The sequence below is a fragment of the Fodinibius sp. AD559 genome, assembly GCF_052712805.1.
Genome location: NZ_JBQPVW010000001.1, coordinates 395,549 through 411,725 on the forward strand (window position 1 = coordinate 395,549; position 16,177 = coordinate 411,725).

Here is a 16,177-nt window from a genome sequence, read left to right on the forward strand (position 1 = left end):
TTATTCTTTTAGCGTAAAGCCAACTTTTATAACAACCTGCCACTGTGCAACGGTACCATCTTCAATAGCACCCCGTGTTTCAATAACTTCAAACCAGCCCATATCGTCTACTGTTTTTGAAGCCTTTTCTATAGCATTTTCAACGGCTGCTTCCAGCGATTTGTCAGAAGTACCTGTTAATTCAACTTTCTTATAAGTATGGTTTTCCATAATTATTTAGTTTTATAGCGGTTGATTAGCCATAATATAATGGGAACTTTAGCAATAAAAAAAGCGCTGCCTTAACAGCAGCGCTTTGAAAATAATGATATCTAAATAATCATATTACAAGGGAATCACCTCTTGTGCTTGTAATCCTTTTTCGCCTTCCGCAACAGTGAATTCGACTTCTTGGCCTTCTTCTAATTTTTTATAGCCTTCCATTTCGATTTCACTGAAATGAACGAAAATGTCTTCGCCTTCTTCTCTGGTTATGAATCCATAACCTTTACCATTATGGAACCATTTAACAGTTCCTACTTCACGTTCTGCCATGATAAATCTCCGAAAATTTTTACTTCTTGTGCTACTTAAATGTTTAATAACGCCTTGCTAACGCAATAAATGGCGCTTAAGAGCCTAAGTATAGTATATTTTTTGGGGATTCCCTACTATATGTAAAATTTTGTGTCTTAATTGTTTGATATTTTGCAAATATACTTTGTACCTCCGGAAAATAAACAAGAATGTCAGAGCAGCAGCGATTATTTGAACACTACAATCCCATAGAAAATAGAGTGGGAAATAGTTTTTTGAGGAGCTTTCCAAAAGCCGGGTGTGCATAAAATGTATGGGAGATCAGAGGATTTACTATATGTGGGAAAGGCCAAAAATCTTAGGAATCGATTGTTTTCTTACCGTCGTGCTAAGATGGGCACAACCCCACGAAAAACGATTCGCTTGATACGGATGACGCACGAAATTAATATTGAGGTCTGCAAGTCAGAAAAGGAAATTCGGTTTGGCCTTCCAGTACATTCATGTTTTAAATGGAGTCGATCAGTTATAACGATTCCTTGTTTTTGTTTATAATATTGGGTTGCCAGCTGTTATCGAGTTCCAATATATTGAGTATCTCAAAAAATACATCCGGTGGATTAATAAGTTGTAAGTCTTTTCCATTTTGTTGCCATTGATGCAAAAAGATAATCCCTTCGCTGTCGATGAACTTACACTCAGTGAGATCAAGTTTGAGTACATGGGTATCGTTATTAATATGATTTAGTATCATATTTTTGATCCACAGGTTAAATCCACCTTGTATCTTAATTTTCAACGTTGTTCCGTTTTTATGAATGCTGGGAATACTCATCAGTAATAAAAGATTTTATTTGTTGACCAAATTCAGAGTGAACGTCGATAAGATCAAAATCAAAGGGAATACAAATTTTTTGCAGTCTCAGGTAATCCGATTCGTTATGAAAGTAGGGGGCGAGCCCACAGTAAATAAAGCCTAAATCTTTCAGCTGGCTTAATTGTGCCGGCGTAGCCGAATTTTCAAGTGGCAAATCTAAGTAGATGGCATTGGGGGCTTCTTGCTTTGTTAAGCTATGTAACATTTCACGGAGGACTGAACGGAAATCAGGGCCGTATTTTTTTACAATGATTAGTGCTGTAGAATCTGCGTAGTTAATTTCCAACTCGGCATCTGATTTGTCGGCCATCTTATAATGCTCGGGCTGTCTGGGAGTAATGGGAATATCAAGCAAATTATAAGTTTGTATGAGAATATCGCGGTATTTTTTAGGCAGATAGATTTTTTTTGAGGTTGTAGTCTGAAGTGGTAAGACATCAATAACAACAGAAACCGGTTGAGGATACTCCTCGTCAAAACCCTTAAATACCACATTCTTTGTGTCAAGGAGCATGAGTCCCGTTGATATAAACCCAAACTTGTGGTTTACCCGTTGACTTACCGGGTGATTCGTTACAGCTTTGCCAAACAGCGCTTCAAAATGGTGGTCGCGGCCTACTTTTATAAGGTTTTCCATCATGCCGCTCATAATACCCTGCCGGCGATAGCTGGGAGAAACGACAGCTTCACCAACTTCGGCAATATTGGAGTCACTTTTCTTTAGAATTGCAAAATACCCTAATGCTTCTCCATCATCACTTCGGGTAATAACACCCAGTTTTTCTTTGCCGGTAAACGTTTGCTCGATCTTTTTTGGGAAATAGAGTTCCTCTTTTGAGTAGGAGTACTCATAAGTACGATAAATGAGTTTGGCAATATCCTCGGCATCACCGGGCGTTATTTGCTTGATGTGATATGATACTTTTGAAGCATTATCTTCTGGTTCTTTCGGTTTAGTGGCTCTGGATAACTCCAGAAGCTCATCGATATCATGAATATCAATGGTCTTTTGTAGTCGAAACTCTTTGCCTTCTTTTCCCCGATTAATAAATAGGAAATCATCGGTAAATCGACGGATGATACGTAATCCCGCTCCTTCAAAGTTACCATTTTGAATAGCCTCTTGGGCATTGTATTTGTGTTTGTCGGGATCGAACGGTTCGCCGACTTCACTGGCTATAAGTTCAATGTCTGAAAGGGTTTGTCGGAAAGTGAGATCAAAAAATCCAATGCTTCGGTTGGGGTAGGCAAAAAGGATAATATCACTAATAAGTTCACTGACAGCAATCGTAAACTTCGTTGCTTCTTTTTCAGAAAGACCACAATTCAGGCACCAGCTATAGGTAAAATCGCAAACCGGATTAATAACCTGCTCATCAGTTGACATTTGGAACTGTATATCCATTGATGTGCTCTTTTATGAATATTTTATTTAATGTAGCATTTCTCCTACTATAATACCTCTGTAGATTAGATAAATGCCAAATGCTGCTGCTAAATAGGGTATAAATTTGTTTATGCGTTGACGCCATTTGAGGCTCACAAAACCAGGAGCCAGCGACATTGCCATCATCGCAGGTATTGTACCAATCCCAAATAAGGTCATAAATAGAGTGCCTTGTACAATAGAACCTGTGGTTACGGAGCCGGCCAATCCCACATAAACAAAACCGCAAGGTAGCAATCCATTTAAGATTCCAATGGTGAACAATGTGATGGTGCCTCCCTTTTTAAATTGAGAAAGCATAAGTTGTTCAAGGCGATTGAACAATGAATCGAAACCTATTTTTTTCTTCCATCCTTCAAGGGATTTGAACTGAAATAGTGCACCTGTAAAAATTAAAGCTCCCAGAATTATCGATACCGATTGTTGAAATCCGGCAAGGGCAATGGAGTGACCAATCATGCCAAAGATGGCCCCAAGAAAGGTATATGTTAATACCCGGCCGATATTATAGAGTAGGCGTCCCCAGATAAGTGAGATAGTAGAATCGTTTTTTCCAGGCAGCGCCAACGCAATGGGTCCGCACATGCCAATACAATGGAAGCTACCGAAAAAACCAATTGCCAGGGCAGTCCAAATTTCCATAGAGCTTATTTCAAATAATTAATTAAATTTGAGACAATTATCAGGTGCATATTATGTTAACTATTTTAAACTATGATTATTAATCATGTTATGTAGTTTTTATTTTAGCTGTTTTTTAATGTGTTAATGATTTATTTTTTTAACAGGCAATTTTTTATTGCAGATTACTTAAAGGGGATCTGTGAAAGTCATTTTATAGTAGATATTTCTTAGAAACAATGTTGATTAATCCGGGCTTAAGAAAACGATCAGCTCACGAGTTTTTTGACAGGGGACTAAGGAACTACAAAATCCAATCTTTTATATATGTTATTATCAAATGCTTGTGTATATGGGTTAAGAGCTTCGGTCTATTTGGCGGCGGTTTCGGATGATTCATACGTATCTATTAAGAAAATCAGCGATGATCTCGATATTTCGCATCACTTTTTAACCAAAGTTTTGCAACAGCTCACCAATGCCAATTTGATGGAGTCCATGAAGGGGCCGAAAGGAGGCGTGCGTTTAATACATCCCACCGATGATGTAACCCTGCTCGAAATTGTTGCAGCTATTGATGGCATGGATATTTTAACTGAATGTGCGTTAGGTCTGCCGGGCTGTGGAACAGAGAAACCATGTCCTATTCACGAAAAATGGGCTGACACCCGCGACGAAATACGAAAAATGTTATCAGAGACTTCACTACAGGAATTAGTTGACGAGGGGAAGTCCGGGAATCTGCGTATTACGGCCGATGGTAAATTTAAATGGACTTAGCTGTATGATCTTTGAGGATGATTGTCCACATAAAACTTGGTTATCTTCATATTCCATTCAAAGTAGCGGCCTACCATTGCAGATAACTTTTTTTAAGGTCTTAATAGTGGCATTATGATTTTCATCCATAACGAAGGCATTACCGATCCCCATATAAACCTAGCGCTTGAAGAATATGCGCTGCGTAATTTTGATTATGATCACGATTACCTGCTCTTTTATATTAATGAGCCATCTATTATTATTGGGCGCAACCAGAATACGCTCGAAGAGATTAATCACGAATATGTGGAGGAAAGGGGTATTCATGTCGTCCGTCGTATCTCTGGTGGCGGAGCCGTATATCACGATACGGGGAACCTGAATTTCAGTTTTATTACGGATTACGATAAAAAGAGTCTTAATAACTTTGAAAAATTTACAGCGCCGATTGTGCGCGTACTCAACAAAATGGGAGTTGATGCCGAACTTAGCGGACGTAATGATCTTCAGGTTGAAGGCCGTAAAATATCGGGAAATGCCCAGTTTTCGAGTGTGGCTCGTATGTTTAGCCACGGGACTCTGCTGTTTAACAGTGATCTGGATGAAGTTACAAATGCGCTTGATGTGAAGATGAATAAAATCGAATCCAAAGGACATAAATCGGTGCGGAGCCGCGTGGCAAATATCAGTGAGTTCATGGAAGAACCGATGGAAACGGCCATTTTTCGTAAGAAACTGTTGGAAGGATTGTATGAGGATCGCAATGATTTTGAGACCTATCATTTAACGGAAGCCGAGTGGAAGGAAGTACATAACCTCAAGGATGAAAAGTATGGGCAGTGGGACTGGAATTTCGGCAAGTCACCCAAATTCAACATCCAGCGTACTCGTCGATTTGATGCCGGAGAAATTGATCTGCGATTAGATGTTGAGAATGGTCATATCGATAATATTAAGATTTACGGTGATTTCTTTGGCAGCGAACCGGTGGAGCAGCTCGAAAATTACTTGGAGGGTGCCCGGTATGATCGAACAGAAATAGAAAACCGGATTGTGCCGATTAATATTGATCAATACTTTGGGGCGGTACCTAAGTCTGAGTTTATTGAGCTGATGTACGGCGCAGATGAATAATAACTTCAGGTGGTTTGCATGAAATGTATCTTTGAAGAGCTGATTGTTCTTGAGCTTGCCGGGGTGCTTGCAGGTCCTGCCGTAGGAAACTTTTTCTCTGAGCTTGGAGCAGAAGTCATCAAGGTTGAGAATAAAAGAAACGGCGGAGATGTCACCCGTCAGTGGCGCCAGCCGGGGGAATCACCTGAAGGCCCGTCGGCCTATTTTTCGTCAGTCAATTGGAATAAAGAATCGATTTTTCTGGATCTTGGAGATGCCGATGATAAGCAACGAGCGGATGCACTTATTGAAAAGGCTGATATTGTTATTACTAACTTTAAAAAAGGTGATGACAAAAAGTTTGGCTTAACGTTTGATGATCTGAAAGCAATAAATCCGACTGTAATACAGGGACACATTTCTGGTTTTGGAACAGAAAGTGATCGCCTTGCCTATGATTTGATCTTGCAGGCTGAAACCGGCTTTATGTCGATAAATGGACAGCCCGACAGCCCACCCACGAAACTGCCGCTGGCCCTGATTGATGTGCTGGCAGCTCACCAGCTAAAAGAGGGGATTTTGTGTGCACTTCTTGAGCAAAAAGAGAATCCGGGGCAGGCTTATCGGGTGGACGTAAGTTTGTATGATAGTGCTATTTCATCACTGATAAATCAGGCGACCAACTGGCTGATGAATGGGAATGTCCCTCAGCGTATTGGATCATTGCATCCCAATATTGCGCCCTATGGCGAGATATTTACAACTACTGATGACCACCTGGTAACGCTGGCTATCGGGAGTAACAGGCAATTTATTGATTTGTGTGAGATTATGGGAGCTGATGAATTAGCCGAGCAGCCTAAGTATCAGCATAATGAAGCAAGAGTTGAGAACCGTAAAGAATTGTCAGAAATCCTGAAAAAATATATCGGGAAATTCGAGGCCGATCTGTTTTTAGAAAAATGCCAAAATCACTTTGTTCCTGCTGCAGAAATTAAGAACCTCCAACAGGTTTTTGACTCTGACAAAGCCCGGCAATTACTATTAAAAGAAGAGCAAGAAGGACGAGAAACTATTCGCCCAAAAACGACAGTGTTTGAGATCCAATCATAGCCAGATTAGGGCAAAGGGGAGGGGTTTATTATTCTAAATATCAAAATTGTTATTTAGGATAATTTACTCTTTTATTTCTTATATTTCGGTTGATTCATTAATCTATCAATTTCAAATACATGAAGTTCCCCACTGATCTATCTTCTCTCACATCTGCACTGGAAGAAAATATAGATTTGTCAGATTTGGGAATAACAAAACATTTTAATCCGGGTGATACCATCGTGACAGAAGATGCACCAGTGCGATCCATTCCCATTGTCATCAGTGGAAGTGTGAAAGTGATGCAGTCGGATGATACTTACAAGGAGATGGTTTTGTATTATCTGCGCCCCGGAGAGACGTGCATCATGTCATTTTTGGCTGGTTTGTATCATGATACCAGTAAAGTAAAGGCAGTTGCAGAGGAGGAGTCGGAGGTGTTGTTTATCCCCATTGATAAAGTTCACGGGCTGATCCGTGAGCATCCCGAGTGGCTGAATTATATCCTTCAGATTTATCACAAACGGTTTGAGGATCTGCTGGATGTTGTGGATGCAGTGGCCTTTAAAAGGATGGATGAGCGGCTTCTACAATTTTTGGAGAAACGCTCCGAAGTAATGGAAACTGATACGCTGACGATGACACACGATCAGCTGGCGCAGGAGTTGGGAACAGCGCGCGAAGTGATATCCCGGTTGCTTAAAAAGATGGAGTCGGAAGGACTTGTAAAACTTGGAAGAAATAAGATTACCCTTATGTGATATATGTCACTGACATTGGTTGTTTAGTCCTCTATAATAGTTTTCAAATCAATAAAGTAGATGTATTAAATATGAATAAAACGATGAGTCAAACGTTGTTTAACAATTGGTACCCGATGCGTTGGGTTGCTCTTTTTGTAGGTGTTTTATTATTCGGTATGGGCGCTTGGCATGCAGACATTATATCGGTTTTGCTGGGCAGCTTTTTTCTGTTTCAGGCAGCGACGAATACCGGATGCCTGTGTGGGAATTGTGCAGTGCCCGCTCGGGCCACAGAATCGGGTAGTAATGATATTGATGACGTAGAATTCACGGAAATAAAAGAAGATTGATATGGCTGAGACCACAAAAAAGGAAACGAAATTTAACGATATTATTAATGGAGAAAAGCCGGTGCTGGTGGATTTCTATACGGATTGGTGTGGACCTTGTAAAATGATGAATCCCATTCTAAAAGATTTAAAAAAGAGCATGGGAGACGCGGTTAACATTATCAAAGTGGATGCGGAAAAGAATGCCGATGCTGCTATTAAATATAACGTCCGTGGTGTACCAACACTGATTCTTTTTAAGAATGGTCAGATACTTTGGCAACAGTCTGGAGTGGTGCAGGCTAAGGAACTGGAACAGATTATCAATCAAAAAATAGGATAGTAATGAGCGACAAAAATCATGAATATCAAGTAGATTTAAATTGGAAAGAGGGGCGCATTGGCATGCTGAGTTCCCCCGAACTGGAAGAAAAATTCGAAGTTGCTACGCCGCCGCAGTTTGATGGTGGTGTAGAGGGCATCTGGTCACCTGAACATCTTTTTGTATCCTCAGCAAGTAGTTGCTTTATGACCACGTTTACGGCTATTGCAGAGTATTCAAAGCTGAATTTCGAAGATTTGAAGGTGCAAGCTACCGGCAAGCTCGATAAAGTAGATGGCAAATTTGTGGTCTCAGAGATCATCTTAAAGCCAGAGCTTTCTATTGCAGATGAAAAATTTGTAGATAAAGCCAGACGTATCATGGAAAAAGCCGAAGAAGCTTGTCTGATTACTCGATCTATCAAATCAGAAGTTCATTTTGATCCTAAAGTTACAGTTGTAGCACTGAATTAAGATTTGAGCAAAACGTTTCTAAATTAAAATAGCAGAATTGCATTTTATTTAACCTAAGCACATAATTATGAGTGATTTAAATCAAATAGGCTTGGATAAAGCCAAATCAAAAGAGCTGGCGGAAAAACTGAATAAGCTTTTGGCAAACTATTCGGTGTTCTACCAGAATACGCGCGGATATCATTGGAATATTAAAGGCGATGACTTTTTTGAGCTGCACGTGAAGTTTGAAGAGTTGTACAACGATTTACTGGTAAAAATTGATGAAGTGGCGGAGCGTATTTTAACACTAAATCATTCCCCCAATCATCGTTATTCCGGGTATATTGAAAAGTCAGAAATTGCAGAAAGTAATCGCGTAGCGGATGGTAAAACAGCAGTTCGTGAGATTTTAAATGCATTTAAAACTATTATTACGCTACAGCGAGACATCTTGGAACTGTCTGATGAAGCGGGTGATGAAGGAACCAACGCCTTGATGAGCGACTACATTCGCGAACAGGAAAAAGAGGTGTGGATGTATTCTTCATACGTTGATGAGAATTAACTAATGGAACATAGTTGTAGATGAAGGCCTTTTTATTGGGATTCTGAATAAATCATAATTAGTATAATATTAAACCACTCAGAATATGTCATATTATTTTAGCAGAACATTAGATACTACTTTCGAAGATGCTATAGAACAAACAACCGAAGCGCTCAAAGAAGAAGGATTCGGCGTGCTCACGGAAATTGATATTAAAGCTACGCTTAAAAAGAAACTGGATGTGGATTTCAAGAAGTATCAGATATTGGGTGCTTGCAATCCGCCGCTTGCCCATAAAGCGCTTTCAGCGGAAGATCACATTGGATTAATGCTACCCTGTAATGTGATTGTGCAGGAGCATGAAAACGGGGAGGTCGAAGTTTCTGCGGTGGATCCCGTTGCTTCTATGCAAGCCGTCGAGAACGATGAACTTGGAGAAATAGCTCAACAGGTTCGTAACCTACTGAAAAAAGTGATAGATAATCTTTAATTCAGCTGGCGGCCTACGGTGTTTTATAAACTACCGAGTTGATATTCATACCTGCGCCTACAGATGATAAAACGATAGAATCTCCAGAACTTATTTGATGGCCGTCCATCTGGCCGCGTAAAATTAGATCAAGTAAGGTGGGTACAGTAGCAACTGAGGTATTTCCAAGCCACGAAATAGTCATGGGCATTAAATCATCAGGCACATTGTCCTTGCCGTACAGTTTGCCCAACCGTTTTAAAATAGCTTCATCCATTTTGGCGTTAGCTTGGTGGATAAGCACTTTGTGAACATCTTCGAAATCAAGGCCGGCTTTATCCAGGCTCGACTTCACAAGGTCGGGTACATTGGTAAGCGCATACTGATACAATTTTCGACCGTTCATATGCATGTATAGGGGGGCATCACCGGAGTCCGGGTCAAAAGGAGGTTCCATCCGCAAAAAGTACGCTTGGTCTTTGGCGTCCGTGCGTGCGGCATGACTCAATATTCCAATATCCTCATTTGTATTACGGGATTCCAAAACAGTAGCCCCGGCCCCGTCGGCATAAATCATACTGTCTCGATCATTGGGGTCACAAATGCGCGAAAGCGTTTCAGTGCCAATCACCAGGCAGCTCGACGCATCCCCACTTTGCAGATAATAATTTGACTGAATAATGCCCTGCAGCCAACCCGGGCATCCGAATGGCAAATCATATGCAACGCAACCCGGATTATTGATTTCCAAATGTTGTTTTACACGTGAAGCCAGGCTGGGCACCATATCAGTAGCTGGGTTGTCAGCGCGTAAATCACCAAAGTTGTGAGCCACAATAATATAGTCAAGTTCTTCAGGGTCAAGATCAGCATCTTCGAGCGCTTTCTTTGCAGCCTCGCCCCCCATATCAGAAGCAAGTATATCATCATCCGCGTATCGCCGTTCTTTAATGCCGGTGATCTCCTCAAATTTCTGAATAATTTCTTTATTAGATTTGTCGAAGGGAGAACCGTCAGCATTTAAGAAGGTACGATCCAGAAAGTCGGAGTTGCTAACTTTTTTAGGGGGAATGTAAGAGCCCGTGCCGGTTATAACGGATTGGAAGGAATGAGTCATAATATTATAAAGATATTGTAATATGTCCTTTCATATTGATGGTGTATGGTGCTTATAATTTTATTGAACTGCAAAAAGAAAAAGTTCTAAATCTGCAAAATTGAATATTTCATATTTTAATGTCTTTATTTCTGTAGTCTTCATATTGATTACATATTAGAGTGATTATTTCGAGGTGATTTTGAGAGTTTTTACATTGTAACATACATTGATATGTCAGTGTTTAGAAGAGATTCAAAAATCACAAAATTAACTACTGTTTAACTTTTTAGTAACCCAAATTTATGTCTTATAAAGACAAGTACACCACCGCAGCAGAAGCTGTAAAACTTATAAATTCGGGAGACCGTGTTTTTATTCATAGTGTAGCAGCAGCGCCACAGCCGTTGATTAATGCCATGACAGCGCGAGCCCCAGAGCTTGAAGATATTGAGATTGTACATCTTCATACTGAAGGCGAAGCTCCATATGTAAAGCCGGAATACAATGATACTTTCCATACGGATGCCTTTTTTGTGGGATCCAATGTCCGTAAGGCCGTCAATGAAGGCAGTGCTGATTATTTACCCATATTTTTAAGTGAGGTTCCCGGGCTTTTTCGGCAAAATATTATGCCTATTGACATCGCGCTCGTTCAGGTTTCTCCACCCGACAAACATGGTTACTGCTCGCTGGGTGTTTCTGTGGATGCTTCTCGCGCTGCCCTTCAAGAGGCAAAGCGGGCCATAGCACTGGTAAATCCCAATATGCCCCGTACGCATGGAGATGGGATTTTTCATGCCAGTCGTTTTAACGCATTGGTGAAGTCGGATGAACCGCTGCACGAACTGAACATGCCGGAGCCTGATAAAATAGAAAAGAAAATTGGGCAAAATTGCGCAGAGCTTGTTGAGAATGGTGCTACGCTGCAGATGGGAATTGGTGCTATACCTAACGCTGTACTTGATGCGCTCGATGGTCATCAAGATCTGGGAATTCATACTGAAATGTTTTCGGATGGCGTTATGGATCTCGTTGAAAAAGGCGTGATCAACGGGAAAAATAAAGCGACCCACCCCGAAAAGATTGTTGGAAGTTTTGTGATGGGAAGTCGAAAGCTCTATGACTTTGTAGATGATAATCCAATGATTGCCATGCTCGATGTGGAGTATGTAAATGATACTGCCGTGATTCGCCGAAATCCCAAAGTGACAGCTATAAATAGTGCGGTAGAAGTTGATATTACCGGACAGGTTTGCGCTGATTCTATCGGGACCTATCACTATTCGGGGGTAGGTGGACAAATGGACTTTATTCGGGGAGCCTCATTAAGCGAAGGAGGTAAGCCGATTATTGCACTTCCATCGACTACAAGCCGGGGCGAAAGCAAAATAGTGCCAAATCTTAAGAAGGGAGCCGGCGTAGTAACTACACGGGCGCACGTTCACTATGTAGTAACAGAGTATGGTGTTGCTAATCTTTATGGTAAAAACATGCGCGATCGTGCCAAAGCGCTTATCAGCATTGCCCACCCCGACCACCGTGAAAATATAGAAAAAGCAGTCCGAGATCGATTTAAGCACGTCTGATATCCCTTTTTAGAAAATTAGGTAATACATTAAAACTGGCTTCATCTGATAATCTTAGGTGGAGCCTTTTTTATGTCATAGACATGGCAAACGACCGGTATAGGAATTAACTATTAACTTTGTTTAGTAATTTATAAACAAAGTTAATAGTTTTGGGCTCTATAAAATAAGAGGTGCAAAATTTGATATGGATATCAGAAACGTCGGGAAAGATTTTAGAGCTCTTTTTACACTCGAGCCTGTAATAAAAACGCGGGCTTTTTTGATGTTTGTGTACAATTTTGTGCTGCTTAATACGCTATACTTGCTCAAGCCGGTGCGCGACAGTTTATTCCTCGAGCAGGTAGGAGCCTACAATTTGCCGTTCGTCTTTATTTTGACAGCTATCGCTGTTATCCCGATTTCAATTGGGTATTCCAAAATGTCTAAGCGTCGTTCTATCGGATGGGTGGTTTCAGCCACAACGCTCTTTCTGGCAGCCAATCTGTTTGTGATCTGGTTCTTTATAGGAATGAATAATGTATGGCTGTACTATGGATTTTATATCTGGGTTAGTATTTATAGCGTGTTGATTACTTCTCAGTTCTGGCTGTTTGCCAATACGATTTTTAATTCGGTACAATCGAAAAAGATATTTGGTTTTTTGAGTCTTGGAGCAATAGCAGGTGGCGTTTCTGGAGGAGAGCTTACCGCCATATTTGTAAATCAGCTTTCGTTACAGCCCGAGTCTCTGTTGTTGATATCTGCAATAATTATTGCAGCAACAGCTCCGCTGGTGTGGTTAATTCTAAGAAAGAATGAAAAATCGGATTTATCTTCAGTAGATAAAAAGGAGTATAGAAAAGCGGATCAAGCCATTCCTACGAATCCCTTAAAAGAGATTTTGTCGCACAACCATCTGCTTTTAATTACAGCCCTTATCGCAGTAACTGTGATGGTGACAACGCTCATTGATTATCAGTTTAAGACAGTGGCTGAGGCTGCCTATACAACCGAAGCTGGATTAACCAGCTTTATGGGGAAATTTTATGGTCGTGTTAGCCTGATTGCACTGATTATTCAGCTTTTTATCGGGACTATTTTTACTAAAAAGTATGGGGTATCCGGTTCGTTACTATTGTTACCTCTTGCATTGTTAATAAGTGCCGGTGGAATGCTGCTCATCCCGGGATTGGTGGCCGGTACCATCAGTCGCGGTATTGACCAAACGCTAAAACACTCTATTGATCGTACCGGACGTGAATTACTTTTCGTACCACTTCCGGAAGAGTTAAAAAATCGGGTTAAGGTATTTATTGATCTTTTTGTGGATCACGGAGCCCAGGGACTTACGGGATTGTTACTGCTCGGATTAACATTTGGGTTGAATCTCGATGTGCAGGAGATATCGGTAGTGGTGATTACGTTGCTTGTTGCCTGGGTAGTTATCGCAAAGATGGCCGGAAACTCGTATGTAGATGTATTCCGTAATACATTAAAGCGGAAAGTCGAAGGCAAGTGGGGGAAAAGTACAAAAAATAAAAGCCGGTTTGAGGAGGCTAACAAGGAAAGCATTCAGAAGCTATTGAAAAGCGATGAGGAATCCGATGTGCTTTGGGCCTTAGATGTGATGCGCGAAAAGAATTTAGAAGTGAATCCGGATCTACTCATCAAAAATATAAAACATGCAAGCTGCAAGGTTCGCATCAACATCGTGCAATTGTTACGGAATCGGGAGCTCGGTGACTGGGTGGATGAGGTAATGGATTTGGCCTATGATGAAGATGCCGATGTACGTATGGAAGCCATCCGATATGTTTATCAGTTTTACGAAGGAGATCGCAGGGAAAAGTTAACCGTAGGGTTGCATCACGACGATGCTCGCGTGCAGGCGGTTGCGATGGCCCTTATTGCCGAAGAAGGCGATGAAGAAGAGAAGCAACTGATAACAGATGAGTTATTAGATGAGGCCGTACATTTCCAGGGAGAATATGGACATGAACTTCGGAAGCAATCAGCAAAGTTGTTGGGTGAAATTTATGAGAATCGTTATGCGTACCTGCTAAAGGAGTTGCTTGATGATGAAAATCCATCGGTAGTTAAACAAGCAATTGAAAGCACGGCCAAAACACAGGATCGGCGATTTGTGCATGACTTGCTGCTGTTGATGGGTAATGGAATTTATCGGAAAGCTGTAGAAAAAGCACTAAGAGAATACGGTAGTCGAATATACGGAACCATGTATGATTACATGATCGATTCCTACTTGCCGGTGTCGACGCGACGATATATCCCATGGTTATTTTCTCAGGCGGTGAGCGAAGATTCCTGGGAAATTCTTGAAATGAGTCTAAAATTCTGCTCTATTCCCATCCGGCACGGTATTGTCAAAGCATTGTTGAGAATGCGAAAGCAGGATCCGTCACTTCGGGTTTCGGATGAAATTATTGGCCAGAATATTGAACGTGAGATAGAGCGATATTCAAAGCTTAAAAAAGCACTTTCGTTCTACCAGCGTGGAAAAGTGACCTTATCTGACGAAGCAGATGAGATATTGGAATATGAGATCGAGCAGACGTTCGAAAATATATTCAGATTATTGAGCTTGAATAATGATATCGAGGATATTGATAACGCCTATAAAGCCATAGTAGGTGACAATCCGCGGCTGGGATCGGATGCCATAGAATTTGTTGAAAACCTTATTAATTGGGAGGTGCGTAAGCTTTTAATTCCAATTCTGGAAACATATCACACCGACAGTTTGCCACCGAATAGCTTTAGTAACGCCCTGACAGATACCGAAGATGTGCTCTTTTTCTTGAAAGAAATCTGTCATACAGAACTGGAACAAAAGTTAGCTCCAGAGCTTGAGGAAGAACAAAAATCAGAACGGCAACGCCAGGTGATACAGAAAGAAAATGTTGAGGAGTAGTATGCAATTTCAAAATGAAATGTCTGAGTTTACATACAACAAGACTTGGCTTGTGGTTCTTTTGATTGTCATAGGAATACTGTCCCCGGCTACGGGATTTTCCCAGTCCACTGATTCTTTGGACACAGAAAGTAAAAATCCCAATATCATGCCTTACGAAACTGAGCGCAGTATTGGCCACCACATTTTGGCGGCTCCATCTTATCTGTTGCATTGGGTAAGCCGCCCGTTGGGTTACGGGGTGAAATATGCAGAAGATAAATTCCCACACTGGTTTGAGGGAGAACGCGGTCCGTACGGATTTTTACCTCTGATTGAAATTGGAGGCGAAGAAGGTTTTGCAGCCGGAGCGCTATTGTATCACGATCACCTGTTTTTTAAAGATCACCGCGCACGTGCAGAGATTTTATTCGGCTCGCAAGTGTATAACGAATTTGATCTGCAATACCGGGTTCCTATTAAAGGAGTTCCAAATAGCAGCCTCGCATTTGAAGGGGAGTACGAAAATGCTCCCGAGCGCTCGTACTACTTGAACAATACCAGTGAGGAGCTAAGTTACGCCAGCGAATTTGGAAATATCCAGGTTGATTATAACCAGCAGATTAATAGCTGGTTGCATACTAAAATTACTACAGGATTTCGGGATCAAACTATCAAAACGAGCCGTTACGAAGATGAGATTAATGAACGGATTCCTGTGTCATTGCTCGGAAATACAAAGCTGTTTTCAGTAGCGAACAACTGGACGTTCAATTACAAAAATGGACGCAAGCGAACCCTACGTGGTACACAGTATAAGTTGGGGGCTGGATGGACACAGTCAACCAACAATCCTGATTTGAAATATTTAGAATACCGGGGAGCCATTCACCACTTTGTGCCGGTCCCCATTTTACCAGAAACCCGTCGTCTGGGTATTAAGATGCAACTGCACAAACAAGAAAATATAGGATCAGCTCCCATTCCATTTTATGAGTTGAATTCTCTTGGCGGAAGGCGTGATCTACGGGGCTTTCCCAGCAATCGGTTTCGGGCGCACGGTACGTTATTAGTAACGGCCGAATACCGCTATCCGATTTGGGACTTTTTGGATATGGTTATTTTTACTGATCAGGGTCAGCCGTTTGATAACTATAGCGATATTTCACTGAGTGATTTCCGTTCTTCCTATGGGTTCGGGTTTCATCTGCTATCGCAACAGGGTTTAGCCTTTCGTTCAGAGTTTGCGTTCAGCAACGAAGGCGGACGATTCATTATCAGTATAACACCTAATTTTTAGTGT

At 41.2% G+C, this 16,177-nt stretch carries 18 protein-coding genes; 12 read left to right on the top strand and 6 right to left on the bottom strand.

Features of this window, described 5'->3' with window-relative positions; all coding sequences use genetic code 11:
* The 5 genes from ACQ4LT_RS01865 to ACQ4LT_RS01885 form a co-directional block, all read right to left on the bottom strand.
* Entirely contained in the window at positions 1-210 is a 210-nt protein-coding gene (locus ACQ4LT_RS01865) for a dodecin (protein WP_445664302.1), read from the bottom strand.
* 114 nt (positions 211-324) lie between these two features.
* Complete coding sequence (locus tag ACQ4LT_RS01870) at positions 325-534, bottom strand: cold-shock protein (protein ID WP_095605246.1); 210 nt, start codon at positions 532-534, stop codon at positions 325-327.
* A 508-nt stretch (positions 535-1,042) separates the two neighbouring features.
* Positions 1,043-1,351 carry an STAS domain-containing protein gene (locus ACQ4LT_RS01875; RefSeq protein WP_445664303.1) on the bottom strand — a complete coding sequence of 103 codons (309 nt, stop codon included), beginning with the start codon at positions 1,349-1,351 and terminating at the stop codon, positions 1,043-1,045.
* Positions 1,329-2,798, bottom strand: coding sequence for a GNAT family N-acetyltransferase (locus ACQ4LT_RS01880; protein ID WP_445664304.1), 1,470 nt, complete (start codon positions 2,796-2,798; stop codon positions 1,329-1,331). The genes ACQ4LT_RS01875 and ACQ4LT_RS01880 overlap by 23 nt, the downstream gene beginning before the upstream one ends.
* 27 nt (positions 2,799-2,825) lie before the next feature.
* Positions 2,826-3,482 carry a sulfite exporter TauE/SafE family protein gene (locus ACQ4LT_RS01885; RefSeq protein ID WP_445664305.1) on the bottom strand — a complete coding sequence of 219 codons (657 nt, stop codon included), beginning with the start codon at positions 3,480-3,482 and terminating at the stop codon, positions 2,826-2,828.
* A 306-nt stretch (positions 3,483-3,788) separates the two neighbouring features.
* Here ACQ4LT_RS01885 and ACQ4LT_RS01890 point away from each other — a divergent pair, with 306 nt between their 5' ends.
* The 9 genes from ACQ4LT_RS01890 to ACQ4LT_RS01930 all read left to right on the top strand — a co-directional run bounded on the left by ACQ4LT_RS01890 (position 3,789) and on the right by ACQ4LT_RS01930 (position 9,317).
* Positions 3,789-4,241: an RrF2 family transcriptional regulator gene (locus ACQ4LT_RS01890; RefSeq protein WP_445664306.1), complete on the top strand. Its 453-nt coding sequence runs from the start codon at positions 3,789-3,791 to the stop codon at positions 4,239-4,241.
* Positions 4,242-4,355: 114 nt separating this feature from the next.
* The gene (locus tag ACQ4LT_RS01895; protein ID WP_445664307.1) at positions 4,356-5,357 is read left to right on the top strand and encodes a lipoate--protein ligase; all 1,002 of its coding nucleotides are present in this window, start codon (positions 4,356-4,358) and stop codon (positions 5,355-5,357) included.
* Positions 5,358-5,375: 18 nt separating this feature from the next.
* Entirely contained in the window at positions 5,376-6,449 is a 1,074-nt protein-coding gene (locus tag ACQ4LT_RS01900; RefSeq protein ID WP_445664308.1) for a CaiB/BaiF CoA transferase family protein, read from the top strand.
* Positions 6,450-6,568: 119 nt separating this feature from the next.
* Positions 6,569-7,192, top strand: a complete 624-nt coding sequence (locus ACQ4LT_RS01905; protein ID WP_445664309.1) for a Crp/Fnr family transcriptional regulator — start codon at positions 6,569-6,571, stop codon at positions 7,190-7,192.
* 71 nt (positions 7,193-7,263) lie between these two features.
* Positions 7,264-7,524: a hypothetical protein gene (locus ACQ4LT_RS01910; protein ID WP_445664310.1), complete on the top strand. Its 261-nt coding sequence runs from the start codon at positions 7,264-7,266 to the stop codon at positions 7,522-7,524.
* A 1-nt stretch (position 7,525) separates the two neighbouring features.
* A complete protein-coding gene (trxA, locus tag ACQ4LT_RS01915) occupies positions 7,526-7,846 on the top strand; it encodes a thioredoxin (RefSeq protein WP_445664311.1) in 321 nt (106 codons plus the stop codon).
* A gap of 2 nt (positions 7,847-7,848) precedes the next feature.
* Positions 7,849-8,298, top strand: a complete 450-nt coding sequence (locus ACQ4LT_RS01920; RefSeq protein WP_445664312.1) for an OsmC family protein — start codon at positions 7,849-7,851, stop codon at positions 8,296-8,298.
* A gap of 67 nt (positions 8,299-8,365) precedes the next feature.
* Positions 8,366-8,845, top strand: coding sequence for a Dps family protein (locus tag ACQ4LT_RS01925; protein WP_445664313.1), 480 nt, complete (start codon positions 8,366-8,368; stop codon positions 8,843-8,845).
* Positions 8,846-8,930: 85 nt separating this feature from the next.
* On the top strand, positions 8,931-9,317 hold the full coding sequence (locus ACQ4LT_RS01930) for a DUF302 domain-containing protein (protein ID WP_445664314.1): 387 nt from the start codon (positions 8,931-8,933) through the stop codon (positions 9,315-9,317).
* 13 nt (positions 9,318-9,330) lie between these two features.
* Here the strand turns inward: ACQ4LT_RS01930 and ACQ4LT_RS01935 are convergent, their stop codons facing one another.
* Entirely contained in the window at positions 9,331-10,413 is a 1,083-nt protein-coding gene (locus ACQ4LT_RS01935) for a 3-oxoacyl-ACP synthase III family protein (RefSeq protein WP_445664315.1), read from the bottom strand.
* A gap of 284 nt (positions 10,414-10,697) precedes the next feature.
* Between ACQ4LT_RS01935 and ACQ4LT_RS01940 the strand changes: the two genes are divergently transcribed.
* The 3 genes from ACQ4LT_RS01940 to ACQ4LT_RS01950 all read left to right on the top strand — a co-directional run bounded on the left by ACQ4LT_RS01940 (position 10,698) and on the right by ACQ4LT_RS01950 (position 16,174).
* On the top strand, positions 10,698-11,981 hold the full coding sequence (locus ACQ4LT_RS01940; RefSeq protein WP_445664316.1) for an acetyl-CoA hydrolase/transferase family protein: 1,284 nt from the start codon (positions 10,698-10,700) through the stop codon (positions 11,979-11,981).
* A gap of 187 nt (positions 11,982-12,168) precedes the next feature.
* Positions 12,169-14,895 (top strand): Npt1/Npt2 family nucleotide transporter, encoded by a 2,727-nt coding sequence (locus tag ACQ4LT_RS01945; RefSeq protein WP_445664317.1) that lies wholly within the window; start codon positions 12,169-12,171, stop codon positions 14,893-14,895.
* A 19-nt stretch (positions 14,896-14,914) separates the two neighbouring features.
* Positions 14,915-16,174 carry a BamA/TamA family outer membrane protein gene (locus ACQ4LT_RS01950; RefSeq protein WP_445664318.1) on the top strand — a complete coding sequence of 420 codons (1,260 nt, stop codon included), beginning with the start codon at positions 14,915-14,917 and terminating at the stop codon, positions 16,172-16,174.
* Positions 16,175-16,177 lie beyond the last annotated feature (3 nt).

Bases quoted from the DNA above. Each gene is read 5' to 3' on its own strand.
- ACQ4LT_RS01935 (WP_445664315.1), bottom strand. From the start codon at position 10,413: ATGACTCATTCCTTCCAATCCGTTATAACCGGCACGGGCTCTTACATT.
- ACQ4LT_RS01885 (WP_445664305.1), bottom strand. From the start codon at position 3,482: ATGGAAATTTGGACTGCCCTGGCAATTGGTTTTTTCGGTAGCTTCCAT.
- ACQ4LT_RS01940 (WP_445664316.1), top strand. From the start codon at position 10,698: ATGTCTTATAAAGACAAGTACACCACCGCAGCAGAAGCTGTAAAACTT.
- ACQ4LT_RS01925 (WP_445664313.1), top strand. From the start codon at position 8,366: ATGAGTGATTTAAATCAAATAGGCTTGGATAAAGCCAAATCAAAAGAG.
- ACQ4LT_RS01865 (WP_445664302.1), bottom strand. From the start codon at position 210: ATGGAAAACCATACTTATAAGAAAGTTGAATTAACAGGTACTTCTGAC.
- ACQ4LT_RS01950 (WP_445664318.1), top strand. From the start codon at position 14,915: ATGTCTGAGTTTACATACAACAAGACTTGGCTTGTGGTTCTTTTGATT.
- ACQ4LT_RS01900 (WP_445664308.1), top strand. From the start codon at position 5,376: ATGAAATGTATCTTTGAAGAGCTGATTGTTCTTGAGCTTGCCGGGGTG.
- ACQ4LT_RS01890 (WP_445664306.1), top strand. From the start codon at position 3,789: ATGTTATTATCAAATGCTTGTGTATATGGGTTAAGAGCTTCGGTCTAT.
- ACQ4LT_RS01930 (WP_445664314.1), top strand. From the start codon at position 8,931: ATGTCATATTATTTTAGCAGAACATTAGATACTACTTTCGAAGATGCT.
- ACQ4LT_RS01880 (WP_445664304.1), bottom strand. From the start codon at position 2,798: ATGGATATACAGTTCCAAATGTCAACTGATGAGCAGGTTATTAATCCG.
- ACQ4LT_RS01905 (WP_445664309.1), top strand. From the start codon at position 6,569: ATGAAGTTCCCCACTGATCTATCTTCTCTCACATCTGCACTGGAAGAA.
- ACQ4LT_RS01920 (WP_445664312.1), top strand. From the start codon at position 7,849: ATGAGCGACAAAAATCATGAATATCAAGTAGATTTAAATTGGAAAGAG.
- ACQ4LT_RS01895 (WP_445664307.1), top strand. From the start codon at position 4,356: ATGATTTTCATCCATAACGAAGGCATTACCGATCCCCATATAAACCTA.
- ACQ4LT_RS01875 (WP_445664303.1), bottom strand. From the start codon at position 1,351: ATGAGTATTCCCAGCATTCATAAAAACGGAACAACGTTGAAAATTAAG.
- ACQ4LT_RS01910 (WP_445664310.1), top strand. From the start codon at position 7,264: ATGAATAAAACGATGAGTCAAACGTTGTTTAACAATTGGTACCCGATG.
- ACQ4LT_RS01945 (WP_445664317.1), top strand. From the start codon at position 12,169: ATGGATATCAGAAACGTCGGGAAAGATTTTAGAGCTCTTTTTACACTC.
- trxA (WP_445664311.1), top strand. From the start codon at position 7,526: ATGGCTGAGACCACAAAAAAGGAAACGAAATTTAACGATATTATTAAT.
- ACQ4LT_RS01870 (WP_095605246.1), bottom strand. From the start codon at position 534: ATGGCAGAACGTGAAGTAGGAACTGTTAAATGGTTCCATAATGGTAAA.